This is a genomic window from Acinetobacter sp. YH12097 (assembly GCF_013419225.1).
In the GTDB taxonomy this organism is placed as follows: Bacteria; Pseudomonadota; Gammaproteobacteria; order Pseudomonadales; family Moraxellaceae; genus Acinetobacter; species Acinetobacter amyesii.
Genome location: NZ_VPAN01000018.1, coordinates 40,486 through 61,321, shown reverse-complemented (window position 1 = coordinate 61,321; position 20,836 = coordinate 40,486). Strand labels below are relative to the sequence as shown.

The following is a 20,836-nucleotide window of genomic DNA, read 5'->3' as shown; positions in this document are numbered from 1 at the left end:
TTTAATCGTTATAGAGGCTTCAGCCACTTAATACGCACTACCAATCACAATGTTTTGTTTTCTTAACTTTTTATAAGCGAACAATACAACGCCTACTGCCAACCAAATGCCACCGCAAACCAAGGCGTTGTGTTCTAAATTCACCCAAAGGCACATCAGCGTAGCCACTGAAAGCAGTGGTAAAATCAGGTTGAGAAAGATATTTTTAAGACCATGACGTTGACCATCACGTACATAAAACTTCATAAACACGGAGAAGTTCACAGCTGTAAAGGCAATGAGGGCACCAAAGCTAATCATGCTGACCACGGTGGCTAAATCTAAACGAATGGCTGCCAAGGAAATCAAACCAATCAACAAGACTGCATATAAAGGCGTGCCCAACTTGCTATGGACTTGACCGAATGTGCTTTTATGGAAAATGCCATCTCGTCCCATAATATGAATCAGGCGTGATGCGCTGGCATGCGTGGCAAGCCCTGAGGCAAATGTATTCATAATTTGGGCGCATAAAAATACCGATTGGAATAGCGCCCCGCCCACGTACAGGACGATCTCAGGCAGCGCTTCATCTGGATTGTTAAAACGGACATTGGTTGGAAAATACAATTGCACAAACCAGGATGCCGTAATAAAAATCACACCGCCCGTAAGCGTGGTGAGGATAACCGCACGCGGAATAGTACGTTTCGGATCTTTAGTTTCATGTGACATGGTGGTCACTGCATCAAAACCTAAGAAGCTAAAGCACAGGATTGAAGCCCCTGCGATGAGTGGCAAAATTGACGTATCACCATTGAATAGCGGTGTGAGCGTCAAGACATGCGCATAACCTTGCTCACTCCCTACCCCTTGAATGACCAAATAAATAAAAAAGCCCATCAGCAATATAGGTGCGCAAACAAAGATCATGCTTAAGTTGGCCAATATATTGATACGAAAGCAGTTGATTAAAGTGACCAAGCTGGTAAATAAAATCACCCACGCCCAATACGGTACGCTTGGAATGACCGCTTCTAAATAAATGCCTGCCAACAGCGCATTAACCAAAGGCAACATGATGTAATCCAGTAAAGAACACCAACCGACAAAAAATCCAGTTTGAGGCCCACAGGATTCTGCCGTGTAAGTATAAGCAGAACCCGATTTATCCGAATGTTTACTAAAACGCGCATAACTAAATGCGGTGAGGAGCATGGCAAATAAAGCCAAAATATAGGCCAGCGGCACACGGCCATCTGTAATACCGGACACAATGCCAAAAGTATCAAACACAACCATTGGCGTCATATATGCGACACCAATAATCACCACTTGCCATAAAGACATTTTTTTTAAAACAGACGCTGAAGTTTCCATGCACGTCACCTGAACTATATTTATTTGCGTTACAGGTTCTTTTGCAATCAACATGCCATATAATATTCATTCATTATTTTAATGATGATTCAAAAAATGCCAAAGTATGATTTAGAAACTAGAAAATTAGCCATTCTGATGTATAAAAAAACTGATTACAAAGTGGCTGTTTGCAAAGAGTTTAACATCTCTCGAGTCACCTTGGATGCTTGGATTCGCCTGGAGGAAGAGACCGGAAGTTTGCTCCCAAAAGCCGCAAAAAACCGTGGTGCACCGGGCCACATTCGCGACTGGAATGAATTTCAAGTGTTTGTAAAAAATACAAAATTTAAAAATATAAGTGATCTGGTTCCATTATTTGAACAGCGATTTAGCTATCCTGTTTCGTATGCGGTATTGGTACGCGCAATACACGTTTTAGGTATGCGCCGTCGCCGTGGTCGATTCTATAGCTAATACCTAAACTGCTGTAATGTTAAATAAAAATTCAGAAAATAATTTAAATAAATAACTATACATTAATGTATAGTTATTTTAGTAAAAACGTAAATTTGTATTATTAAAAATGTATAATAATAAAAATAAATATGTAAATTAATAAAATTAAATAAGCAAAGTTATTTTATTAAAAATGTAAGTTATATTTCTTAAATATGTATAGTCAATTTTGCTTAAATAACCAAAGTTAAGCACTTTTATGTGCAAATGCTTTATAAAAGAGCATTTTTTTTGATGCCGCCTATCGAATGGTCAAACGAAAAAATAAAAGCGACCCATGGGTCGCTTGTCATTATGCTGCTGTATTCACTCATACATCGGTCGATTGTCATTGACACGAATTAAACCTTTAATCGCGCGGTACACAATCCATAACCAAGACAGTCCGATTACCGTGACGCAGAAGGTACTCGCTCCCAGTGCTACACCTGCAAAAGCATTGGCATTATTGCCGGTAAAGAACAGAAAAATAAAAGGCACGAAAGCAATGATGTTCCAAATGAGATACCACCAAAACGTGCGAATCTGCCAAGTGAAATGGCTTTCAAAAATCGTGCCGCGCACATCACTGCGTTTGACGTAATTGATAATCAACGCGAGGACCGCAAGCAAGCCGGCAGAAAAAATCGCCACAATATAAAGAATATACAAAATAATCGTGAGCAGGCGGTTTGGATCTTTATCAATGGAATAATTCATTTCGCTCTCCGTCATGATGATTTTGCGGATCGTTCCACCCTAGATATGTAGGATATTAAATGGTGAAATTAGCCATAAAATCAGTAATATGTTAAAGGCTATAGTACAGAAATATATTTTTCGAAACGGTTGTTTTTGTGTTTTATGCCGCAAACGTTGCTGAGCTAGCCATGCCGCCGGCCACCCACCTAAAAAAGACAAAAGATGCAGTGTATTTTCTGGCACGCGTCGGTTCCCCATTTGCGCAGCTTCTTTATCTTGAGCGTAGAACCAATAGGTCAGGACATTGATAATACTCACAAAAAGCAGCACCATGCCACTGAGTAAACCCGCCACAGACAAACCCGCCAAGGCGAGAATATAAATGATGCACAAGATTTGCATCGGCTCTGCCTGACGCGGCATCTGCACCACATTTTTTTTATTGGGACGTTGTGCAGCTTTGGTTTGTGAGGCTTTTAAATAATGCACTTGCTGCGCACGAAAGCGTCCGCGTTCGTCTAAGATCACAGCATAATCCAACGCGCAGCCCACGATTGGTCGTGGGCCGGGACGGGAAAAGTCTTTAATGTGCAAAAATACGCGATCTTTGGTGCTATCGTTCGGTTGAATGAAGCCGTAGCCCTTATCATCAAACCATTCTACTAAGCGTCCTTGATCACGCATGCTTTTCCCTCTCGTTGTTTTTAAAATTTATGCTGTGACGAATTTTAATCGTTCAATCAGCATATTACGCATTTCAGCAGGGTTTTTCTGCAAAATATCATCACCTGTACGGCCTTCTGCCGCATTTTTCTGTGCCACCTGTAAACGCATCATCCAGAAGCGACCTGCCGCCATCGCCAAATACAACTCTAGGCATGATTTTTCATCTGCGGTTAATGGGCGCACGCTTTCATAGGCATTTAAAAAGGCAATGGCTTTGTCTTCATTCAAATGTACATCCGGATATTCAGTACAGAAGTCATTTAAAGTAATAGCAATATCAAACAAGAGTTCGTCTTTATTTAACTCATAAAAGTCTAAAATGCCATTGAGTTGATCACCTTCAAATAGAGTATTGTCACGAAACAAATCAGAATGAATAAAACCGGTAGGACGGTCTGGATACATCGCTGTTAAGATGTCATATAAGCCCAATAGATTGTTAAGCAGCATGGTATCTGCTTCATTTAATGTTGGACGAATATCACGTGAAACTTGTAACCAATAAGCATGATCACGATATTCTGCACGTTCCAAAGGGAAGTCTTGTAAAGCCACATGCATTTTCGCTTGGGCTACAGCAATCGCTTCTGCTTGCGCTAAGCTCGCAGGCATGGGATGTTGACCTTGCATGCGTGGCGCAATCTGAGCAGGTTTATCCTTTAAGCTATGAATCGCTTTACCTGAATGATTCAATGGTACAGGCACAGCTAGACCAGCCTGCCCCAAGTGTTCAAGTACAGGAACCAACTCCCCTGCACCTTGCTCGTCCATCTCTTCAAAAACGGTTAATACATACTGCGTACCATTTTCGCAAACAATAAAATAGTTGGTATTTTGAATACCGCCTTGAATCGGAATCAGGTCAATCACCTCCAGTCCATAAGGTGCTGCAAAATCCTGAACTTCCTTTAAAGTCAAAGTGGTATAAACCGACATAGAAAACCTGCGAAAAAACTTACATATTTTTGATAGAATAACCGCTCCGACTACTAAGGTGTAGCATCTAAGTCGCGAAGTTTCATAATCGGCTGTTATTTTTGGAAAAAATTATGCTTGCTAAACGTATTATTCCTTGCCTCGACGTGGACAACGGTCGTGTAGTGAAAGGTGTTCAATTTCTTGATATTCGTGATGCAGGCGATCCAGTTGAAGTTGCACGCCGTTATAACGAACAAGGTGCGGACGAAATTACCTTCTTAGACATTACCGCAACCTCAAATGGTCGTGATACCACTTACCGTACAGTAGAGCGTATGGCTGAGTCTGTATTTGTGCCATTAACAGTCGGTGGTGGCGTGCGTAAAGTAGAAGATATCCGCCTGTTATTAAATGCGGGTGCGGACAAAGTTTCGATTAACTCTGCGGCTATTTATAACCCTGAATTTGTACAAGAAGCCTCTCAGCGTTTTGGCGCACAGTGTATTGTGGTTGCTATTGATGCGAAAAAAACCGGCGATAATAAATGGGAAATTTTCACCCACGGTGGTCGTAAAGAAACCGGCATCGATGCCATCGAATGGGCAGTAAAAATGGCGGACTTCGGTGCAGGTGAATTACTTATCACCTCGATGGATGCCGATGGAACCAAAGCCGGTTATGACATTGAACTGATGCGTAATATCAATGACCGTGTGACCATTCCAACCATTGCTTCTGGTGGTGTCGGTAATCTACAACATTTGGCCGATGGTATTTTAAAAGGCGGTGCAGATGCGGTGCTTGCAGCCTCTATTTTCCACTTTGGTCAACACACCATTCCTGAAGCGAAAAAATATCTAGCAGAACAAGGCATTGAAATGCGTCTTTAATGGGCTTGTTTTCAATGAAGATTGAAAAAGAGCGATGATTCGCTCTTTTTTTTGCTTTGGTGTTTTTGATGCAACAACATGGAGTTACAGCAGAGCATCGCCCATGCAATTGATTTACTATAGACATAAAAAAAGGAGCCTTGTCGGCTCCTATAAACCAAGAAAAACTACAGCACTTGGTCTGATACGTAAAACAAATGAAAAAATATACATAGCAACTTCATCAATCAACTCGTCGTGTACAAGCCTTTTGATGATTTAAATATAGGGCATTTACACTGTATTTGATTGACAGTAGATTCATAATTTATTGACAAATTGCGACAGCTCAAATGGGTAGCAACGCTCGTTGTCAAAACGCACAGCGCATTCATATTAGACCGTTTCAAGAAGTACAACTGGCTTTTCGCGCTCAGCGACCCACTTTGCAGGAAATACCCGATTGACCCAGTGTGACAATGGTTTCGCAATCGCTGTCGGTAGTAACACACCCAATGGGTTCTGTTCCTGTAATTTCGCCGAGGAAATCACCCGAGTCCCTAAAATATAATCAAACCACGGCTTGGTCACACACCAATTGGCATCCTGATTTGAGTTCATATGGTGGTCATAGTGCCATGGAATCTTTTTCATCGCCCACTCTGGCTCAAGATGTGCGCGACGATGGATATAATAATAATTCCCTGCACAGTACAGCACAGACAAACTCATTCCTTTGGAAATGGGATAAAAAAGCGGGACAAATACGGCTGAAACTGCCACCAGTGACAATATTTCATTTTTCGTGCGCCAGTTCTGTACACCTTCAACATAACCATGATCATGAAAATCTGTTTTTCGAACTTCACGATGATGTTCCCAATGTGATTTCATGCTTTTCGGTACTGGACTAAAACGTGGCTTGCCTGACCGATGTGTCCCATGCAAAACATATTTATGCGCGACCCATTCAAAGGCATTGGCGACGACCAACCCTGCAATAAAACCTTTTAACATGACCAATATCTCCTTTTCTTAGCTCCACTATAGGTAATGAAGAGGGCTAGATATTGACCGTTTTTTTTAATATTATTGACAAAACACGACAAAATTTAGAATTAAAAAAATATGCAACAACTCAAGGACTATACAGGATCGGTCTATGGAGGACTGGGCCATTTGCTCTATGCTTATCACCAAGCTCAAGGCATTGCTATTCCTGAAAAACTGAATAAAGTTCAAAACTTAGAACGTTTTGATTATGCCGTTTGGCGTGATTTATTGATGGATTTAGATCAAAAGATCCAAAAGCCAGCGCTGGGTTTAGAAATTGCAGAACATGTGCAACCCAAACATATTGGCATCATTGCGTATATTGCCCTGTCCTGTGAAAACTTAGGCGAAGCGCTGCTCCGCTACCATGATTTTCATCGCTTAATCTTCGATGGTAGTCCATTGCTGATTGATATTCAAAATGATTTTTTCTCGATCGGTTGGAATGATTTACCCATGAATATGGCCAATCAATTGACCGATGAAATTGCGATTGCCTTAATGCTGCAGTTTCTAAAATTATTCATGCGTTTTGAAGATATTAATTTACACGAAGTGCATTTTCATAATCCTGCACCGAAAAATGTCGCTCAGTATGAACAATATTTTCGCTGTAAAGTTCGATTTTCCCAAGAAAAGTCGAAGGTTATTATTCCCATTCAAGAACTGTCTCGCCCCTTTTCCCAAGGCGATCAGACCTTACAAAAACTGTTAATGCAACAGGCACAGTCTTTATTGGAAAAGCTGCCGAATACCACGCAAATCGACCAACGCTTACAGCAAGCCATCTTAATGGGTTTACAAAAAAATCAGTTCCAAATTGAACATGTCGCTACTCAACTGAATCTGTCCGTCCGACAATTACAACGCCATTTACAACAACAAGGCAGCACCTATCAGCAACGCATGCAGGAGGTGCGCTGTATGATGGCTGAAGAATTTTTAAGAGACCCACATTTAAGTTTGCAAGAAATTGCGCTACTGCTGGGTTATTCAGAACAGAGTGCATTTCAACGTGCTTTTAAACAATGGCGAAATTTAACCCCACAGCAATGGCGCTTATCGCAAATTGAAGCAGTAAGTTAAAATGTGACGCAGTTATCATTTTATATATTGTGATTTTCAGCAAAATCCATTAAAGCTATGCATATTCAATAAATGAATAAAACAACACTTCACAACTAGATTGCACTCATGCTGAGTGAAAGATTGAAAATCTATTCCAAATGACAAAAACAAATAGAGTTTTAAATGAATAAATATTTAGCAGAACTGATTGGTACGTTTTGGCTGGTCTTTGGTGGTTGTGGTAGTGCGGTCTTGGCTGCGGCCTTTCCTGAACTTGGCATTGGCTTCGCAGGCGTGGCACTGGCCTTCGGTTTAACGGTGTTAACGGCTGCTTATGCGCTGGGTCATATCTCAGGGGGACATTTTAACCCTGCCGTGAGTATCGGCTTGTGGGCCGGTGGTCGTTTTGAAGCCAAAGAACTAGCACCCTATATTATTTCTCAATTGCTGGGTGCAACCCTCGCCGCATTTATTCTATTCATCATTGTACAAGGTCAGGCCGGATTTACCGGTGTCGGCGGTTTTGCCACCAATGGCTATGGTGAGTTATCTCCGGGCAAATACTCTATGCTCTCAGCCTTAATCATTGAAATTGTGCTGACGGCTGGCTTCCTGATTGTGATCATGGGAGCAACGGATAAACGTGCCCCTGCTGGATTTGCCCCAATTGCGATCGGTCTTGCGCTTACATTGATCCATCTGATCAGCATTCCCGTCACCAATACTTCAGTCAACCCAGCGCGTAGTATGGGTGTCGCATTCTTTGCTGAAACTGCTGCGCTGTCACAAGTTTGGCTGTTTTGGGTAGCCCCTATCATTGGCGCGGTGATTGGTGCGGTCATCTATAAACTGATGGCAAAAGACGCATAAATAGAAAAAGACACCATAAAAAAGCTCACAACCTGTGAGCTTTTTTTCATTCATCCCGAATTGAGCATTGCGTCCTTCGACAGCCGATAACACAGCATTAAAGAAATGGATTTTCCACTTCGTTGTCTTCACCGCCCTGCGCTATTTTTTCAGCTAAGTTGGTTTCTGCCTCAAGCGTGGTCACCACATCATTGAAAAATGCCTGTAAAGCTTTCGCTGCAGCTAAACCTGCTTGGTCTTTCGTCACCTGTAAGTTGCCATAAATATTAATTCGATCTTGGCCATTTTCTAGTGTTAAGTCATGAATTGCATGCGACGCTGTGTCATTTTCAAATGCTTTAAACATGTTGGATATCCTTCTTTTTTGTTGTATTGATGCTGCAATAGAAATACGTGAAAAAGATTTCAACTGCAAGCAATGCTCCTCTTCATCGCTCGCAGTTCAACGCTATTATCTGCTTGATTATTTCAAAATTTGTAGCAGATATTGCAAAATTTCTTCAATCAATTGTTTGACCAAGGCATCTTGATTGTTGTCATTTTCACTGCTTGCCATGGATGTCTCTCCCACAGAACCACCACTCGATTTAAACTCTTTTTGCAAACTTAAAATCTTGTCTTCTGCGACATCTGCAGCACACTGGCTTTCAGCATCCCAATGCAAATAAGCGATATCTTGATTTGCTTTTACTTGGGTGGCTTTGAGTGGCAAACGGTAGGTATTACGCTTTTGGTCTTCGGTTAATTCTGGAAAGAAATTAATTCCAGTCAGTTCTTCTAGCGCACAAATACTCATGACTTTGACTGTCGGTGCGGTATCACGCAAAGTATTGTCTGCATAGTACACGCCTGCAACACCTTTTTTCGGCAAATAGATCGCCTTATAAGTGGCGGTCGGCACGATGACCCCTTGCCCGATGGTTTTTAATTTTTTCGCACTATATACCGGCCCCGTTACCACATAGACATCTTGCTTTTGTTTGGTCACTATCGCCCGTGTGGCTTCTTCTAACTCACGCCACACTTGCTGATTATTTTTTGGAGCTTGCGGCACCATATTGGCCAAAGAAAAACTGTCTAACTGCGCAGCTTTATTGGGCATATCGGCATTTGGCGCCATGTGTCCACGGTCATAGCCTGAAGATTTATAGTCTGACAGCAAAGCCCGATATTCAGACGGCACGCGAGTCTCTTCATGAAAGTTATCTTCACGCGGAATTTTTTGACTCAGGCGTGCGGGGGTTAATGCTTCTGCAACCCAAAGCGGTGTCTTGGATATCCCTGAATACATGACATTAAAGCCATTAAAACACAGTGGAAAACTGTTTTTATGTAGGCTTTCACGGACCAAATAAGGTGGCACTTCACGATAAAATTGGTCCAAACAGGCGCTATTTGAACTGCTGCTCATGGAAACAAGTTGTTGAATTTTTTCTTGCCCGAAAGCAATAGCAAAGCTTCCTGTTGCCACCAGACCCAACAGCACTTTTATGCCATTTTGCCCAAATAACTGTGAAAGCGGATTTGCTGAATTGCGTTTCTTTTTGACCATGACTTACAACAATGACTTCTAAAAGGACTATTTTTCCGCAGCTTAGCAAGGGTGCAAATTTTAGTACACTTTTCTTTTTTAATTTGCTTAACAATCACACAAATATTGTTTAACAAAGCAGCAGTTGATGTAACTTTATGTCGCAGTTGTGCAGGTCTTTATAGGAAGTCATGAAGCAGTTGCGTATGTATCATTGAATTTGCCTCAAGAATTATGACAAGGTAAAAATACGAAAAATTGCGATAAAAATATACGGAGTGATTATGCATTCTAAAATTTTAGGTTTAGGTTTAATTTCAGGTTTAATGAGCGCAGCAGCATTTGCAGAACCGCCGATTCAACCCGGTGATACATTAGAAAGCTTATCTAAAGTCAAAATTGTGACCACCGTGAATGGTCAACCTGGCTCCATTCAGGACTTAGTTTCAAGTGGCCAAGTTCAATTGGTTGAAGCTCCTGCCGGACAAGTCAATGCCGCTGCAACAGAACAGCCCTTAAACCCTGAACAGGCTCAGGCAAACCAAATCGATCCGAATGCCCCTGCAGTCCCTGCAAATGTTGAACAAGCAGTAACTGAAGCGGAAAATGCACTCGCAAATGAACAGCAAAGTGTAGCTGCTGCGCCTACAGAGCAGTCCGTTCCAACTGAACAAACGGCAGTGGCCAATACACCTGAAGCCGTTATAACTGAAGCACCTGTGGAAACAGCACAGCAAGCACCTGAAGCCGTAGCAACGGATGCCAATGCTGCACCCGTCATTGCCTCTTCTGCAGAAGCGCCAGTGAATGCCGATAGCGCATCGGCTGCATTGCCTGAAGCTCCTCAAGCACAACAAGATGCTTTTATGGCAGCACCTGAAACTCAAAGTGCAAATCCTGCAGATGCATCAATTCAAGCCAACCCAGAAGCACCTGTTGCTGACGAAGCCATCCAAGCTGCGCCTGAAGCCTCTGCAGATGTAGACGCGACAATCAACTAATCAGCGTATTTTCAAGGATGAAATAACGCAATATCTTCATTCTGTTGCTTTGCTCGCATACTCCTCCCAGGAAAAAGCAACAGAATGATCTCTATGTCTTTGGACTAAATAAGTTCAATTATCACAGATAAAAAAAGCCAGAATTGATCTGGCATTTTCGTGTTTAACTTTTAAATCTATGCCTAAAAGTTCAATCTAGGTCTTAAATTTCAATCTGACTGCCCAACTCAACCACACGGTTGGTTGGAATTTGATAAAAATCGCTGACTGGACTGGTATTTCGCTGCATAGAGATAAACAGCTTTTCTCGCCAAGGTGCCATGCCTTCACCCAAGGTATGAATAATACGGTCTCTGGAAATAAAGAAACTGATTTGCATTAGATCAAATTCAAAGCCCAATTCACGATACGCATGCTCCAAAGCGGCAGGAATATTCGGCTGATCTTTAAACCCATAAAACATCGTGATTCGATAGAATCGATCATCTAGTTTTTCCGTGATCACCCGCTCATTTTCGGGTACAAATGGCACATCTCGGGTGTTGACCGTAACCATAATATTGCGTTCATGCAGAACTTTGTTGTGCTTAATATTATGCAACATGGCATGAGGCACGATCTCAGGTGTTCCTGTCAAGAATACGGCATCACCTGGAACAAACTTGGTTTCACTACCCATGCTGACACTGCGAATAAACAGGTCAATAGGCAAAGCATCTTTACCGAGCCGATTGAGCACCAATGCCCGTCCATCTTTCCACGTCATTAAAATCGTAAACAATACCGCACCAATCAGGATTGGAACCCAACCGCCCGCTGCAATTTTTAATGATGTCGATGCAACAAAGATCAAATCAATCAATAAAAATGGCACTGCAAATATTGCCACTTTCCAAACGGGCCAACGCCATAAACCATAAGCCAAAACTGAGATCAAAATCGTACCGCAGAGCATGGTCATGGTCACAGCTACGCCATACGCACTGGCCAAATTCGCACTGTTTTCAAACAGCAAGATCAAGATCAGCACCGAGATAAACAATGCCCAGTTAATAAATGGTAAATAAATCTGACCACGTTCAACTTCAGAGGTATGTTTCACTGTCAAACGCGGCAAATAACGCAATTGAATCGCCTGATTGACCATAGAAAACACCCCTGTGATCACCGCTTGAGAGGCAATCACCGCGGCCGCTGTCGCCAAAGCAATCATTGGATACAGTGCCCATTCTGGGATCAGCATATAAAATGGATTGGCTAGAGCTTCTGGATTACGCAGTAGCAAGGCACCTTGGCCTGCATAGTTCAACAGCAAACACGGCATCACCACAATAAACCATGCCAAGCGGATTGGGAGTCGGCCAAAATGCCCCATATCGGCATAGATTGCCTCACCACCCGTCATCGTCAAGATAACCGCACCCATGGTCAAAAACGCAACATAAGGCTGCTGTACCACAAAATTGAAAGCCCAATGCGGACTGATCATGGTCAACACAAATGGCGTTTGCGAAATACTCCATAATCCAAATCCGCCAATGGATAAAAACCACATGAGCGTCAAGGGACCAAAGAATTTACCCATCGTGCCTGTGCCATGGCGTTGCACTAAAAATAGCCCCGCCAAAATACCAATCGATAAAGGTTGCAGCCATTGGTTAAACATCGGCGTCGCAATACTTAAACCTTCAATCGCGGATAACACGGAGATTGCGGGGGTAATGATCCCATCACCAAAGAACAAAGATGCCCCAATAAAGCCAAGGGCAATCAGGTAGATTTTTTTGTTTTCGGCAATTCGTGTGGTCCGTAGATTCAAGGCCAACAGCGACATAATACCGCCCTCGCCATTGTTATCTGCGCGCATAATGATGCTGACGTATTTAAAACTAATCGTCAGCATGATGCACCAGAAAATCAGGGACAGAATACCCAGCACAGACGCTTCGCTAATCGCCAAGTGTGCTGTGAGGAAACATTGGCGCAGCGCATATAATGGGCTCGTCCCAATGTCTCCGAATACTACGCCCAAAGCTGCCAAGGTGATGGCAGGCAATGCGGCTTTTTGTGCAGTACTTTGCATATAATTGTCTTCAATTTAGACAGGATTTTTGCGAATCATAGCACCGCTCAAGATGTTTTTGTCTAATTCAATTGTTTCTCTTGGCAGAATATATTTTTTTCGCTATTATCCACCGCGCAAAAGGTGAAGTGTCCGAGTGGCTGAAGGAGCACGCCTGGAAAGTGTGTAAACGTTTATAGCGTTTCGAGGGTTCGAATCCCTCTTTCACCGCCAAATTCAACTCTTATGAAGTCCCATAAGGTCTAAAAAAGCTTAAATCTAAAGGGTTTAAGCTTTTTTTACGTCTTATACAATCTACTTGATCTATTGCAAGCTTGATGCAGTTGGGGGTATAACTAGGGGTATAATATTTTACCCCTAAAATTATACCCCCAATTCTGCGGAATTATTGCCATGCTTACAGATGCTCAAGTCAGAAAAATAAAACCTTCAGAAAAGAAAACTAAATACTCTGACGAAAAAGGTATGTATCTAGAGGTCACTCCTTCTGGAGGGATGCATTGGCGAATGAAGTTTCGTTTGAATGGTAAAGAGAATATCTTCAGTATTGGTACATACCCTGAAACTACGCTTGCACAGGCTCGCCGTGCTAGAGATGAAGCACGATTAAAACTTAAAGACGGGATTAATCCCAATAAAGAGAAAAAGCAAAAGAAACAACAAGCCGATGAAAGCATTCTTTTCAAAGCGCTTGCTATGGAGTGGATGGAGGATCGTAAAACTGTTATTAAAGAAGGTACATATTTACGTGACCTATCTGTATTTGAAAAAGACCTGTTCCCTGCTTTAGGTAATATACCTATTGATCAGATTAAAGGAAAAGATGTCCTTGCTTGTGCTAAGCAAATTGAAGCACGTGGTGCTCAGGAGATGGCTAAACGCTCTATTCCTTTAGCTGGGCGTATTTTTCGTTATGCGATCCGTAAAGGACTCATTGAGAATGACCCTACACCCCACCTTCACGAAGCTCTCAAGCCACGTAAAGTAAAACATATGGCTCGCCTAGATATTTCTGAGTTTCCGCCTTTCTTAGAACGGATGGATCGTTATCACGGCAATATCTTGGTTAAGACAGCTTTACAGTTTATGACTCTAACATTTGTAAGAACTGCCGAGCTCATTAACATGGAATGGAATGAGATTGATTTTGATAATCGTTTATGGAGAATTCCAGCTTATAAGATGAAAATGGCTTTACCACATATTGTTCCTTTATCTAGGCAGGCTATTGAATTACTCAAAGGGTTACAGCCCATTACTGGTAATAAGCAATTTGTTTTTTATAACCACAGTACAGCTAAGCCTCTGAGCAACAATGCTCTGTTAAGTGCGATTCGCACCATGGGATATACGGGAAAAATGACTGGTCATGGCTTCCGTGGACTTGCATCTACTACACTACATGAGCAAGGCTATATGCACGATGCAATTGAAATACAGTTAGCACATACTGTCGGAAATGCCGTCTCTCAAGCCTACAACCATGCACAACATTTAGAATATAGAACTAAGATGATGCAGGAATGGTCAGACTTTATTGATAGTTTGAGAAACAAAATAGTGCCTTTTCCGAAGCAAAAGATAGGGTAAATAGTCTATGCAATAGGCTAAATTTTTGGGCTATTTTGCAACGATGATATTTTTTCTCTTCAAAACTTCTAAAAGTTTCTATAGTAGGCTTTTTATTCCAGTAGCCACCGAAGTGGCTACTGGAATAAAGTTAAATATCATTTTAATAAATAATTAAACAATATATTGAATATGTAGAATGATCTAAGATTACCTTGACTTACAGTTTCCTTATAATACAGCTGTAACAACTTGATCTATGTTTGTACGTTGCTCATTTTCATCAGCAAATTTATATTGGTCTATTCTTTGCCCATTAATTGTCCAAGCCAAAAGAGCTAAATTCAATAAAACTTGCTGACGCTGTAGAATCTGCTCCTTTTTCCATTCAGTAAAAGCATACTTATAATCATGGATAAATTGATTGGTTGAGGTATTTTTACCAATACTAAACTCATTATCTAGCATTTTACTCAGTACTAATGCTGAATTTTTATACTCAGATTGCTTTTGTTTAAACCAATCTGCACTTAGGTTATTAAAATTATTAACCGCCTGATTAATCTGACTTTCTAATAATGTCACATTACCTAACATATAAACTTGGCCACTATATTCTAAATAGTCAGCCCCATACTCTTCAGGAATTACATCAGCCTTAGGTGTCTGAGGTAAAATATGTTCAACTTGCAGACTTTGGATAAATCCATGGTCCTTGAGTGGCATATTACAAAGCTCAGCCGCTTTATTTTCCAATGTACCTAGAATATAACGCAGACGATAAAGCGGATTAAAAGCATCATGACGTTTCGTTAAGAAGGTTTGTTTAAATTCTGCCGCCTTTTTAGTTATATATTTTGCAATAGTTTTTTCAACAGCAACTTTTACCTGTTCAATGGTTTTTAAGCCACGGAAATATTGCACCCATATACTAAAATTGTTCTCGTTATATTTTGCCTGTATACCTAATGTATTACTCACAAAAAACAAAGTTTCTAATTGTTTTGCAAGATAATTGATCACTTCATCTTCACAATTAACATCTAAGGCCAACAACAGTAATAAGTGCTGTCTGGACATATATTTATTAATGTAGCCTATATTAACTACAGCAGGGTAAGCTTGATGATGATCAGCTAAACTTGTCGCATTAACTAATTTTGAATAGCGTTCTGAAGCACTCAATAATGCATTTACAAATTCGATTGGTTTATTTTTATAATTGATTAATGGCTCACCCTCAGAAATGATCCATTTATAAATATCTTCCTCACGTAGAATTCCATTATTACAGTAACGTGCCATTAAGAAATATCGTAGGAAGCGTAATGGGTTCTCCCCTTCCTTACATGCATGGATATTTCCAACAACCATTTTCCATTTAGATTTGATATCCGGAAAATCTTTTTCATTAGCTTCACTAAAAATAAGATTTTTAACCAAATCCATAGCATCCAGGCTTGCCCCACGCTGATTACTGGTTTCAAATATTTTCAATGCGCCATGAAGGTCCGCAGAAACAATAAAAACTAGGACAATTTTATTAAAAAAGAAAGTAATAAAATCAACCAGATGCTCTTGTCCTTCATTCTTCAAACTTGCAATATATTCATACATCGCATCATAGGCAGCCTGCATTTTTTGAATAGATGGCGTAACCTTACCTTTGTATTCTTTTTTATGAATAAGATAGCCTAAATAATTTTGGCTTTCTTCGTATTGCAACTCTACACGGTTTTGATGGGTTGCCGTTTTCATATTGAAAGTCGATAACCATGATTTAATCGCGTTATAAAAGTTTTCAGCAGATTCAGTACGGGTAATACTTTCTAAAAAATCTTTTAACGCACAGAGAGTTAGTACAATTGTAGTAAGACGTTGCTGACCATCTATGACATCATAATTATCCTGTTTTTTAACAATAATTACAGACCCTAGATAGTAGCTCGAATCATTATTTGAAGTTTCAAAAGCATTATCTATATCTGTGATGAATTGTTTTACTTGATCATTAGCTTTCCATACATATTCCCTTTGATAATCAGGAACAATAAAGAATTGATTAATATCTGAAATACTTTTTACTTGGGCATCAATTTGCATTCTCTTTCCCCCCTCTCTCTAAAATTACCCACCACTCAACATATCAAAGATCACTCTCGCAAATATGCTGGCTTTCGCCGGATCAGACAGCAACTGCATCATCTGTTCCTGATGTGCGGCACTGCTACCAAGAATGGCATCATCCATCGCTTTCGGGAAATCACCCAGCATGGCTTGTTCACGGGTATTGTTGGCAATCTGCTTCATGACAATTTCATTCTCAGCCAGTTTGTCACGTACCGTATAGGCATAGTTGAGCATATCTTTATCAGTCAGGTTATCGGTGATAAAGACATCATTCAGACGCTCAATAATCTGTGACAGGAACTCTTCTTTCTTATCGCGTGGCTTGGCTGCACCGAGGTCATTGCCCGGTTCCAGCTTAAAATCTTCGGCATCTTCTTTCAGCTTGATGTCCTGCTGACGGATCTTGGACAAGCGGTAATGGCTCATGCTGACATTACTTAAGTCCACCTCATCATCTTTCGTTGCGGTTTCACGCAGCAATGGACGCAGGTTACGCGCATACAGACTAAGTTTTTCCAGTTCTTTGTCATCGTAGTCCACGATCTGCGACATAAACTCGTAAAAACGAGTAAAGCTTCCCAAGTCTTTTTTAAAGATTTCCAGCTTGTCTTTTTCAAGCTTGGCCTCTTTAAAGGCATTGTCGGCATTGGCAATCAGCACCGCATCATTGGTTTTCTTGCAGCGTTCCAGCATGTCTCGGGTGGTGTTATAGGCTTCGATGGCCTGACTATAACGTTTCTGCCAGCGTTCAACCGCCGGTTTGCAGATATTACTGATCGCAGCATTGGATTTGTTCTTGGTAAAGAAGGCTTCTACAAACTGTTCAACTTCCGTCCAGAGGAAGATCTTGGTGGCTTTGAGCTTTTCAAACAGGTCAAAGATCTGATCCGGATTGGAGACATCGGCTAATTCTGCGGTTTGGTAGTAAGGCTGGAAGGCCCCAAGAATGTCTTCAGGATCGTTAAAGAAATCCAAGACAAAGGTGCCAGATTCCGCTTTGCCCGGATAGGTGCGGTTCAGGCGTGATAAGGTCTGTACGCATTCCACACCGCCAAGTTTCTTGTCCACGTACATGGCACACAGTTTCGGTTGGTCAAAGCCAGTCTGGAACTTGTTGGCCACCAGCATCACCTGATAGTCATCACTATCAAAGGCCTTGCGCATTTCCCGCCCTTTTAGCCCCGGGTTCATGTTGCGTTCATTAAAGGTCTGCCCGACTAAACCACTGCTGTCGGTATCCTTGTCATTAAACTCAACCTCACCCGAGAATGCGACCATAGCCTGAATGGACTTATAGCCCTGATCCGCCACGTATTTGTCAAAGGCCAACTTGTAACGCACCGCTTCTTTACGTGAACTGGTCACTACCATGGCTTTGGCCTGTCCACCCAATAAGCCCATCACGTTATTTTTAAAATGCTCGACAATGACTTTCACTTTCTGGGAAATGTTGTGGTCATGTAGGCGCACCCACTGATTCAGTTTGATCTTAGCTTTTTTGGCATCGACCTGTTTGTCGGCTTCTTCAATTTTCTGTTTGAGTTTATATACCACTTTATAGTTGGTATAGTTTTTCAGCACATCCAGAATAAAGCCTTCTTCAATGGCTTGGCGCATGGAGTAAACATGGAAGGCTTCCGGCTTATTTTGCTTGGATGGCGGTAGCTCAGGATTGGGTACACGGCCAAACAGTTGCAGGGTTTTGTCTTTCGGTGTCGCGGTAAAGGCATAGTAACTGAGGTTATTACTGCCCTTACGTGCTGCAACCACGGCATCCAGAATATCTTCCGAAGACAATTCAGCATCCTCTTCGCGCTCTTCCAGCATCAACACTTCTTTGAGTTGTCGTGCCGTAGAGCCGCTTTGTGAAGAATGCGCTTCATCGGCAATCACCGCATAGCGTCGCTGTTTCAGATTGGTACTGTTTTCAATCGCACGCAACACAAAGGGGAAAGTCTGGATGGTCACAATGATGATCGGCTGTGAGGTTTCCAATGCCTTGGCCAGTTTTTCCGATTTGGAGCCATCGCCTTCTTTATTGTTGATGCGTCCGACCACGCCATCGGCATGTTCAAACTGGTAGATGGTGTCCTGTAGCTGGGCATCCAGAATGGTACGGTCAGTGACCACAATCACCGAATCAAACAGTTTCTGATTGTGTTGATCGTACAGGGTCGACAGCTGATGTGCTGTCCAGGCAATCGAGTTGGACTTACCTGAACCTGCACTGTGCTGAATCAGATATTTCTGTCCAGTGCCCTCCTCTAAGGCGGCATTGATCAGTTTGGTGACCACATTCCACTGGTGGTAACGTGGGAAGATCAGCAGTTCTTTTTTGTACTTGCGGCCTTCCCAGTCTTCTTTCTCTTCAATTTGCAGATGGACAAAGCGTCCAATGATATTCAGCAAATTGTCTGGGGTGAGAACTTCATTCCACAGATAGGCCGTAGCGTACTGATTCTGGTCTTCTGGCACATCATTGCCTGCGCCACCGTCATGCGTGCCTTTATTGAACGGCAGGAAGAAGGTATCTTCTCCGGCCAGTTGGGTCGCCATATAGACTTCGTATTGACTCACGGCAAAATGTACCAATGCGCCACGCTTAAACATCAGCAAGGGTTCAGGCTTGTTGGTTTCTGGATCTTTCGGCAAGCGAGTGCGTTTGTACTGCAACATGGCATTCTGCACGGCCTGTTTAAACTCGGACTTGAGTTCCAGTGTTGCCACAGGAAAGCCGTTTATAAACAGCACCAGGTCAATGCGCCATTTCTTGGCCTGTTTGCCGGTGTCCTGTAACTCGGCAGCGGTGGCATAGGGGCTATAGACCAATTCTGGCACAATGCGGCAGATGTTCTTTTTGTAATTGGCTAAGGTATCGGGATTCAGCGCATGTTCAGGTTTAAACTGACACAGGAAAAAACGTGCACTGCGGGTTTTCACTCCGTGACGCAATACACCCAAGGTGCCATAGCTGCGTGACTGTTCATCAGTGGCATTGATGTCGGCTTTCTTCAGCTGGGCAACCACGGCTTCTAGAAAATGCCGTTCGGTATCTTGCGGAAAAATGCGCTGAAACTTCTGCCAGTCTTGTGCTTGGGTCTGTTGCACAAAATCCAGTACGTCCTGCTCATACAAGGCGGTTTCACGGTTGTAGCCTTGTGCTGAGCCGATAATCCAACCATGACTTTGCATTTGCGCCACGATATCTTGTTGAAAAATGCTTTCTAAAGTTGCATCCATGATGCTTGCCCCCAAAAAACTGCATTTTGCAGACAGCGTCTGCATAATCTTTGTAAATAAAATGAATTTTTCAAATCACACCTGCCACACTCACGGTCGGCATGGGTTCGTCAATATTGTGTGCCAGTGTGACCCCGTCATTCATTGGATTTGATCTGTTTGCCAAATGGGATAACTTTCCCACTGTTCAGGAAATCCCATCCATGTTTTAGAAATGTTGCGGTGCGTGCGTAACAGATAGAGTAAGCGATTACGCCATGTATGCTTTGGTGCAATCTTATCCATGAAATGCAATAAAAAAACTAGGCTGTTATAAAGTTTTCTGTCTGCTGAAATATTTTGATCAAAATTGCATTGCGGCTTTAAACCTGCTGGTTTGCTGCGAGGTTGTGCAATCGTTTTCGTCAATTTACGATTCCATAATCTGGCATGATGTGCACAAATATTTCTTAAATAAACAAAATGATGCAATAAACCTTCAAACTGTTTTTCATCGCAATCAAAATGACTGGAAATGGCTTTACGTGTCTGAATCGGTGCCAAGAGCTGATACCACTTAGACAGCTGACCAAAACTCATGACTTCGCAGGTTGCCCAAATCGGTGGTAATTCAGGATCATCATAGGTACGTTTATAATGTTCTATAAAGACCTCATCTGCACGGGAAACTTCAGTTTTCAGTGATTCGAGTAAGCTGTTCCATCTAAAGGCAGGTTTAAAGTACTGACTTTGCAGATAGGCATGACAGCCATGCCGATGTGCCAGTTCATACGCAAAACGGGTACGGATCGCCACTTCTACACGTTCTATGGCATCTAGAATAAGTAGCCTTAATTCACGGTCAAAGATGTACAGTTCAAGCACCTGCTCAAAACTGGTATGAGGTTTAAAACAATGCGGTGAATGGGTGTTTTCAAAAGGAAGCCAATAGGCACCTAAGCGATAATAATTGATTTGCTCTAGGTAAAATTGTGCATCTTGCTCGTTAATAAACTGCATACCACGCGCTTTTAATAGCTCGATTTGTTCAGCAAAGGTTTTGGCAGGCTTATTGAAAGATTTCATAGATGGCTTGCCCTGATTGTTATATTTTTTAGGGCTCCAGAAACAAGTAACCCGACAGTTTGAGGATGCAATTGCTTGCCTAGCCTTGTCGGGTGTTGTTGAGCGTATAGTGCATGATAGTGGGCCATTATGCAATAGCCTTGTGTATAGCAGTTGTTTAAGAAACGTGATGCCC

Annotated in this window: 17 protein-coding genes and 1 tRNA gene; 7 read left to right on the top strand and 11 right to left on the bottom strand. The window is 41.9% G+C overall.

The window, feature by feature from the left end:
* Positions 1 to 27: 27 nt before the first annotated feature.
* Positions 28 to 1,359 (bottom strand): APC family permease, encoded by a 1,332-nt coding sequence (locus FTU37_RS09640; protein WP_168378992.1) that lies wholly within the window; start codon positions 1,357 to 1,359, stop codon positions 28 to 30.
* A gap of 96 nt (positions 1,360 to 1,455) precedes the next feature.
* Between FTU37_RS09640 and FTU37_RS09635 the strand changes: the two genes are divergently transcribed.
* The gene (locus FTU37_RS09635; protein WP_168378991.1) at positions 1,456 to 1,815 is read left to right on the top strand and encodes a helix-turn-helix domain-containing protein; all 360 of its coding nucleotides are present in this window, start codon (positions 1,456 to 1,458) and stop codon (positions 1,813 to 1,815) included.
* Positions 1,816 to 2,163: 348 nt separating this feature from the next.
* On the opposite strand, the gene FTU37_RS09630 is transcribed toward FTU37_RS09635, so the two are convergent.
* The 3 genes from FTU37_RS09630 to FTU37_RS09620 are packed head-to-tail and all read right to left on the bottom strand — an operon-like array spanning position 2,164 to position 4,200.
* On the bottom strand, positions 2,164 to 2,556 hold the full coding sequence (locus tag FTU37_RS09630) for a hypothetical protein (RefSeq protein WP_168378990.1): 393 nt from the start codon (positions 2,554 to 2,556) through the stop codon (positions 2,164 to 2,166).
* A 39-nt stretch (positions 2,557 to 2,595) separates the two neighbouring features.
* Positions 2,596 to 3,222 carry a DUF1294 domain-containing protein gene (locus tag FTU37_RS09625; protein WP_168378989.1) on the bottom strand — a complete coding sequence of 209 codons (627 nt, stop codon included), beginning with the start codon at positions 3,220 to 3,222 and terminating at the stop codon, positions 2,596 to 2,598.
* A gap of 27 nt (positions 3,223 to 3,249) precedes the next feature.
* The gene (locus FTU37_RS09620; RefSeq protein ID WP_168378988.1) at positions 3,250 to 4,200 is read right to left on the bottom strand and encodes a homoserine kinase; all 951 of its coding nucleotides are present in this window, start codon (positions 4,198 to 4,200) and stop codon (positions 3,250 to 3,252) included.
* A 110-nt stretch (positions 4,201 to 4,310) separates the two neighbouring features.
* Here FTU37_RS09620 and hisF point away from each other — a divergent pair, with 110 nt between their 5' ends.
* Positions 4,311 to 5,072, top strand: coding sequence for an imidazole glycerol phosphate synthase subunit HisF (gene hisF / locus FTU37_RS09615; RefSeq protein WP_320109244.1), 762 nt, complete (start codon positions 4,311 to 4,313; stop codon positions 5,070 to 5,072).
* 375 nt (positions 5,073 to 5,447) lie between these two features.
* Here the strand turns inward: hisF and FTU37_RS09610 are convergent, their stop codons facing one another.
* Positions 5,448 to 6,068 (bottom strand): hypothetical protein, encoded by a 621-nt coding sequence (locus FTU37_RS09610; protein WP_168378987.1) that lies wholly within the window; start codon positions 6,066 to 6,068, stop codon positions 5,448 to 5,450.
* A 111-nt stretch (positions 6,069 to 6,179) separates the two neighbouring features.
* Between FTU37_RS09610 and FTU37_RS09605 the strand changes: the two genes are divergently transcribed.
* Together FTU37_RS09605 and aqpZ are read left to right on the top strand one after the other, a co-directional pair.
* Positions 6,180 to 7,190: an AraC family transcriptional regulator gene (locus tag FTU37_RS09605; RefSeq protein WP_168378986.1), complete on the top strand. Its 1,011-nt coding sequence runs from the start codon at positions 6,180 to 6,182 to the stop codon at positions 7,188 to 7,190.
* Between the two features lie 165 nt (positions 7,191 to 7,355).
* A complete protein-coding gene (gene aqpZ, locus FTU37_RS09600; protein ID WP_078190501.1) occupies positions 7,356 to 8,042 on the top strand; it encodes an aquaporin Z in 687 nt (228 codons plus the stop codon).
* A 97-nt stretch (positions 8,043 to 8,139) separates the two neighbouring features.
* Here aqpZ and FTU37_RS09595 read toward each other — a convergent pair whose 3' ends face one another.
* Positions 8,140 to 8,388, bottom strand: coding sequence for a hypothetical protein (locus FTU37_RS09595; RefSeq protein ID WP_078193158.1), 249 nt, complete (start codon positions 8,386 to 8,388; stop codon positions 8,140 to 8,142).
* Positions 8,389 to 8,505: 117 nt separating this feature from the next.
* The gene (locus FTU37_RS09590; protein WP_168378985.1) at positions 8,506 to 9,594 is read right to left on the bottom strand and encodes a DNA/RNA non-specific endonuclease; all 1,089 of its coding nucleotides are present in this window, start codon (positions 9,592 to 9,594) and stop codon (positions 8,506 to 8,508) included.
* A gap of 263 nt (positions 9,595 to 9,857) precedes the next feature.
* Here FTU37_RS09590 and FTU37_RS09585 point away from each other — a divergent pair, with 263 nt between their 5' ends.
* On the top strand, positions 9,858 to 10,574 hold the full coding sequence (locus tag FTU37_RS09585; RefSeq protein ID WP_168378984.1) for a hypothetical protein: 717 nt from the start codon (positions 9,858 to 9,860) through the stop codon (positions 10,572 to 10,574).
* A 202-nt stretch (positions 10,575 to 10,776) separates the two neighbouring features.
* On the opposite strand, the gene FTU37_RS09580 is transcribed toward FTU37_RS09585, so the two are convergent.
* On the bottom strand, positions 10,777 to 12,657 hold the full coding sequence (locus FTU37_RS09580; RefSeq protein ID WP_078193161.1) for a potassium transporter Kup: 1,881 nt from the start codon (positions 12,655 to 12,657) through the stop codon (positions 10,777 to 10,779).
* Between the two features lie 122 nt (positions 12,658 to 12,779).
* On the opposite strand from FTU37_RS09580, the gene FTU37_RS09575 reads away from it, so the two are divergent.
* A tRNA-Ser gene (locus FTU37_RS09575) sits at positions 12,780 to 12,870 on the top strand.
* Between the two features lie 180 nt (positions 12,871 to 13,050).
* Positions 13,051 to 14,247, top strand: coding sequence for an integrase arm-type DNA-binding domain-containing protein (locus tag FTU37_RS09570; RefSeq protein ID WP_180124254.1), 1,197 nt, complete (start codon positions 13,051 to 13,053; stop codon positions 14,245 to 14,247).
* A 210-nt stretch (positions 14,248 to 14,457) separates the two neighbouring features.
* Here the strand turns inward: FTU37_RS09570 and FTU37_RS09565 are convergent, their stop codons facing one another.
* The 3 genes from FTU37_RS09565 to FTU37_RS09555 all read right to left on the bottom strand — a co-directional run bounded on the left by FTU37_RS09565 (position 14,458) and on the right by FTU37_RS09555 (position 20,661).
* The gene (locus FTU37_RS09565; RefSeq protein ID WP_110974203.1) at positions 14,458 to 16,329 is read right to left on the bottom strand and encodes a DUF262 domain-containing protein; all 1,872 of its coding nucleotides are present in this window, start codon (positions 16,327 to 16,329) and stop codon (positions 14,458 to 14,460) included.
* Between the two features lie 24 nt (positions 16,330 to 16,353).
* Positions 16,354 to 19,596 carry a type I restriction endonuclease subunit R gene (locus tag FTU37_RS09560; protein ID WP_180124253.1) on the bottom strand — a complete coding sequence of 1,081 codons (3,243 nt, stop codon included), beginning with the start codon at positions 19,594 to 19,596 and terminating at the stop codon, positions 16,354 to 16,356.
* 141 nt (positions 19,597 to 19,737) lie between these two features.
* Positions 19,738 to 20,661, bottom strand: a complete 924-nt coding sequence (locus FTU37_RS09555) for an Abi family protein (RefSeq protein WP_180124252.1) — start codon at positions 20,659 to 20,661, stop codon at positions 19,738 to 19,740.
* Positions 20,662 to 20,836 lie beyond the last annotated feature (175 nt).

Coding starts and splice junctions, on each gene's coding strand:
- FTU37_RS09640 (WP_168378992.1), bottom strand. CDS start 1,359: ATGGAAACTTCAGCGTCTGTTTTAAAAAAAATGTCTTTATGGCAAGTG.
- FTU37_RS09635 (WP_168378991.1), top strand. CDS start 1,456: ATGCCAAAGTATGATTTAGAAACTAGAAAATTAGCCATTCTGATGTAT.
- FTU37_RS09630 (WP_168378990.1), bottom strand. CDS start 2,556: ATGAATTATTCCATTGATAAAGATCCAAACCGCCTGCTCACGATTATT.
- FTU37_RS09625 (WP_168378989.1), bottom strand. CDS start 3,222: ATGCGTGATCAAGGACGCTTAGTAGAATGGTTTGATGATAAGGGCTAC.
- FTU37_RS09620 (WP_168378988.1), bottom strand. CDS start 4,200: ATGTCGGTTTATACCACTTTGACTTTAAAGGAAGTTCAGGATTTTGCA.
- FTU37_RS09610 (WP_168378987.1), bottom strand. CDS start 6,068: ATGTTAAAAGGTTTTATTGCAGGGTTGGTCGTCGCCAATGCCTTTGAA.
- FTU37_RS09605 (WP_168378986.1), top strand. CDS start 6,180: ATGCAACAACTCAAGGACTATACAGGATCGGTCTATGGAGGACTGGGC.
- aqpZ (WP_078190501.1), top strand. CDS start 7,356: ATGAATAAATATTTAGCAGAACTGATTGGTACGTTTTGGCTGGTCTTT.
- FTU37_RS09595 (WP_078193158.1), bottom strand. CDS start 8,388: ATGTTTAAAGCATTTGAAAATGACACAGCGTCGCATGCAATTCATGAC.
- FTU37_RS09590 (WP_168378985.1), bottom strand. CDS start 9,594: ATGGTCAAAAAGAAACGCAATTCAGCAAATCCGCTTTCACAGTTATTT.
- FTU37_RS09585 (WP_168378984.1), top strand. CDS start 9,858: ATGCATTCTAAAATTTTAGGTTTAGGTTTAATTTCAGGTTTAATGAGC.
- FTU37_RS09580 (WP_078193161.1), bottom strand. CDS start 12,657: ATGCAAAGTACTGCACAAAAAGCCGCATTGCCTGCCATCACCTTGGCA.
- FTU37_RS09570 (WP_180124254.1), top strand. CDS start 13,051: ATGCTTACAGATGCTCAAGTCAGAAAAATAAAACCTTCAGAAAAGAAA.
- FTU37_RS09565 (WP_110974203.1), bottom strand. CDS start 16,329: ATGCAAATTGATGCCCAAGTAAAAAGTATTTCAGATATTAATCAATTC.
- FTU37_RS09560 (WP_180124253.1), bottom strand. CDS start 19,596: ATGGATGCAACTTTAGAAAGCATTTTTCAACAAGATATCGTGGCGCAA.
- FTU37_RS09555 (WP_180124252.1), bottom strand. CDS start 20,661: ATGAAATCTTTCAATAAGCCTGCCAAAACCTTTGCTGAACAAATCGAG.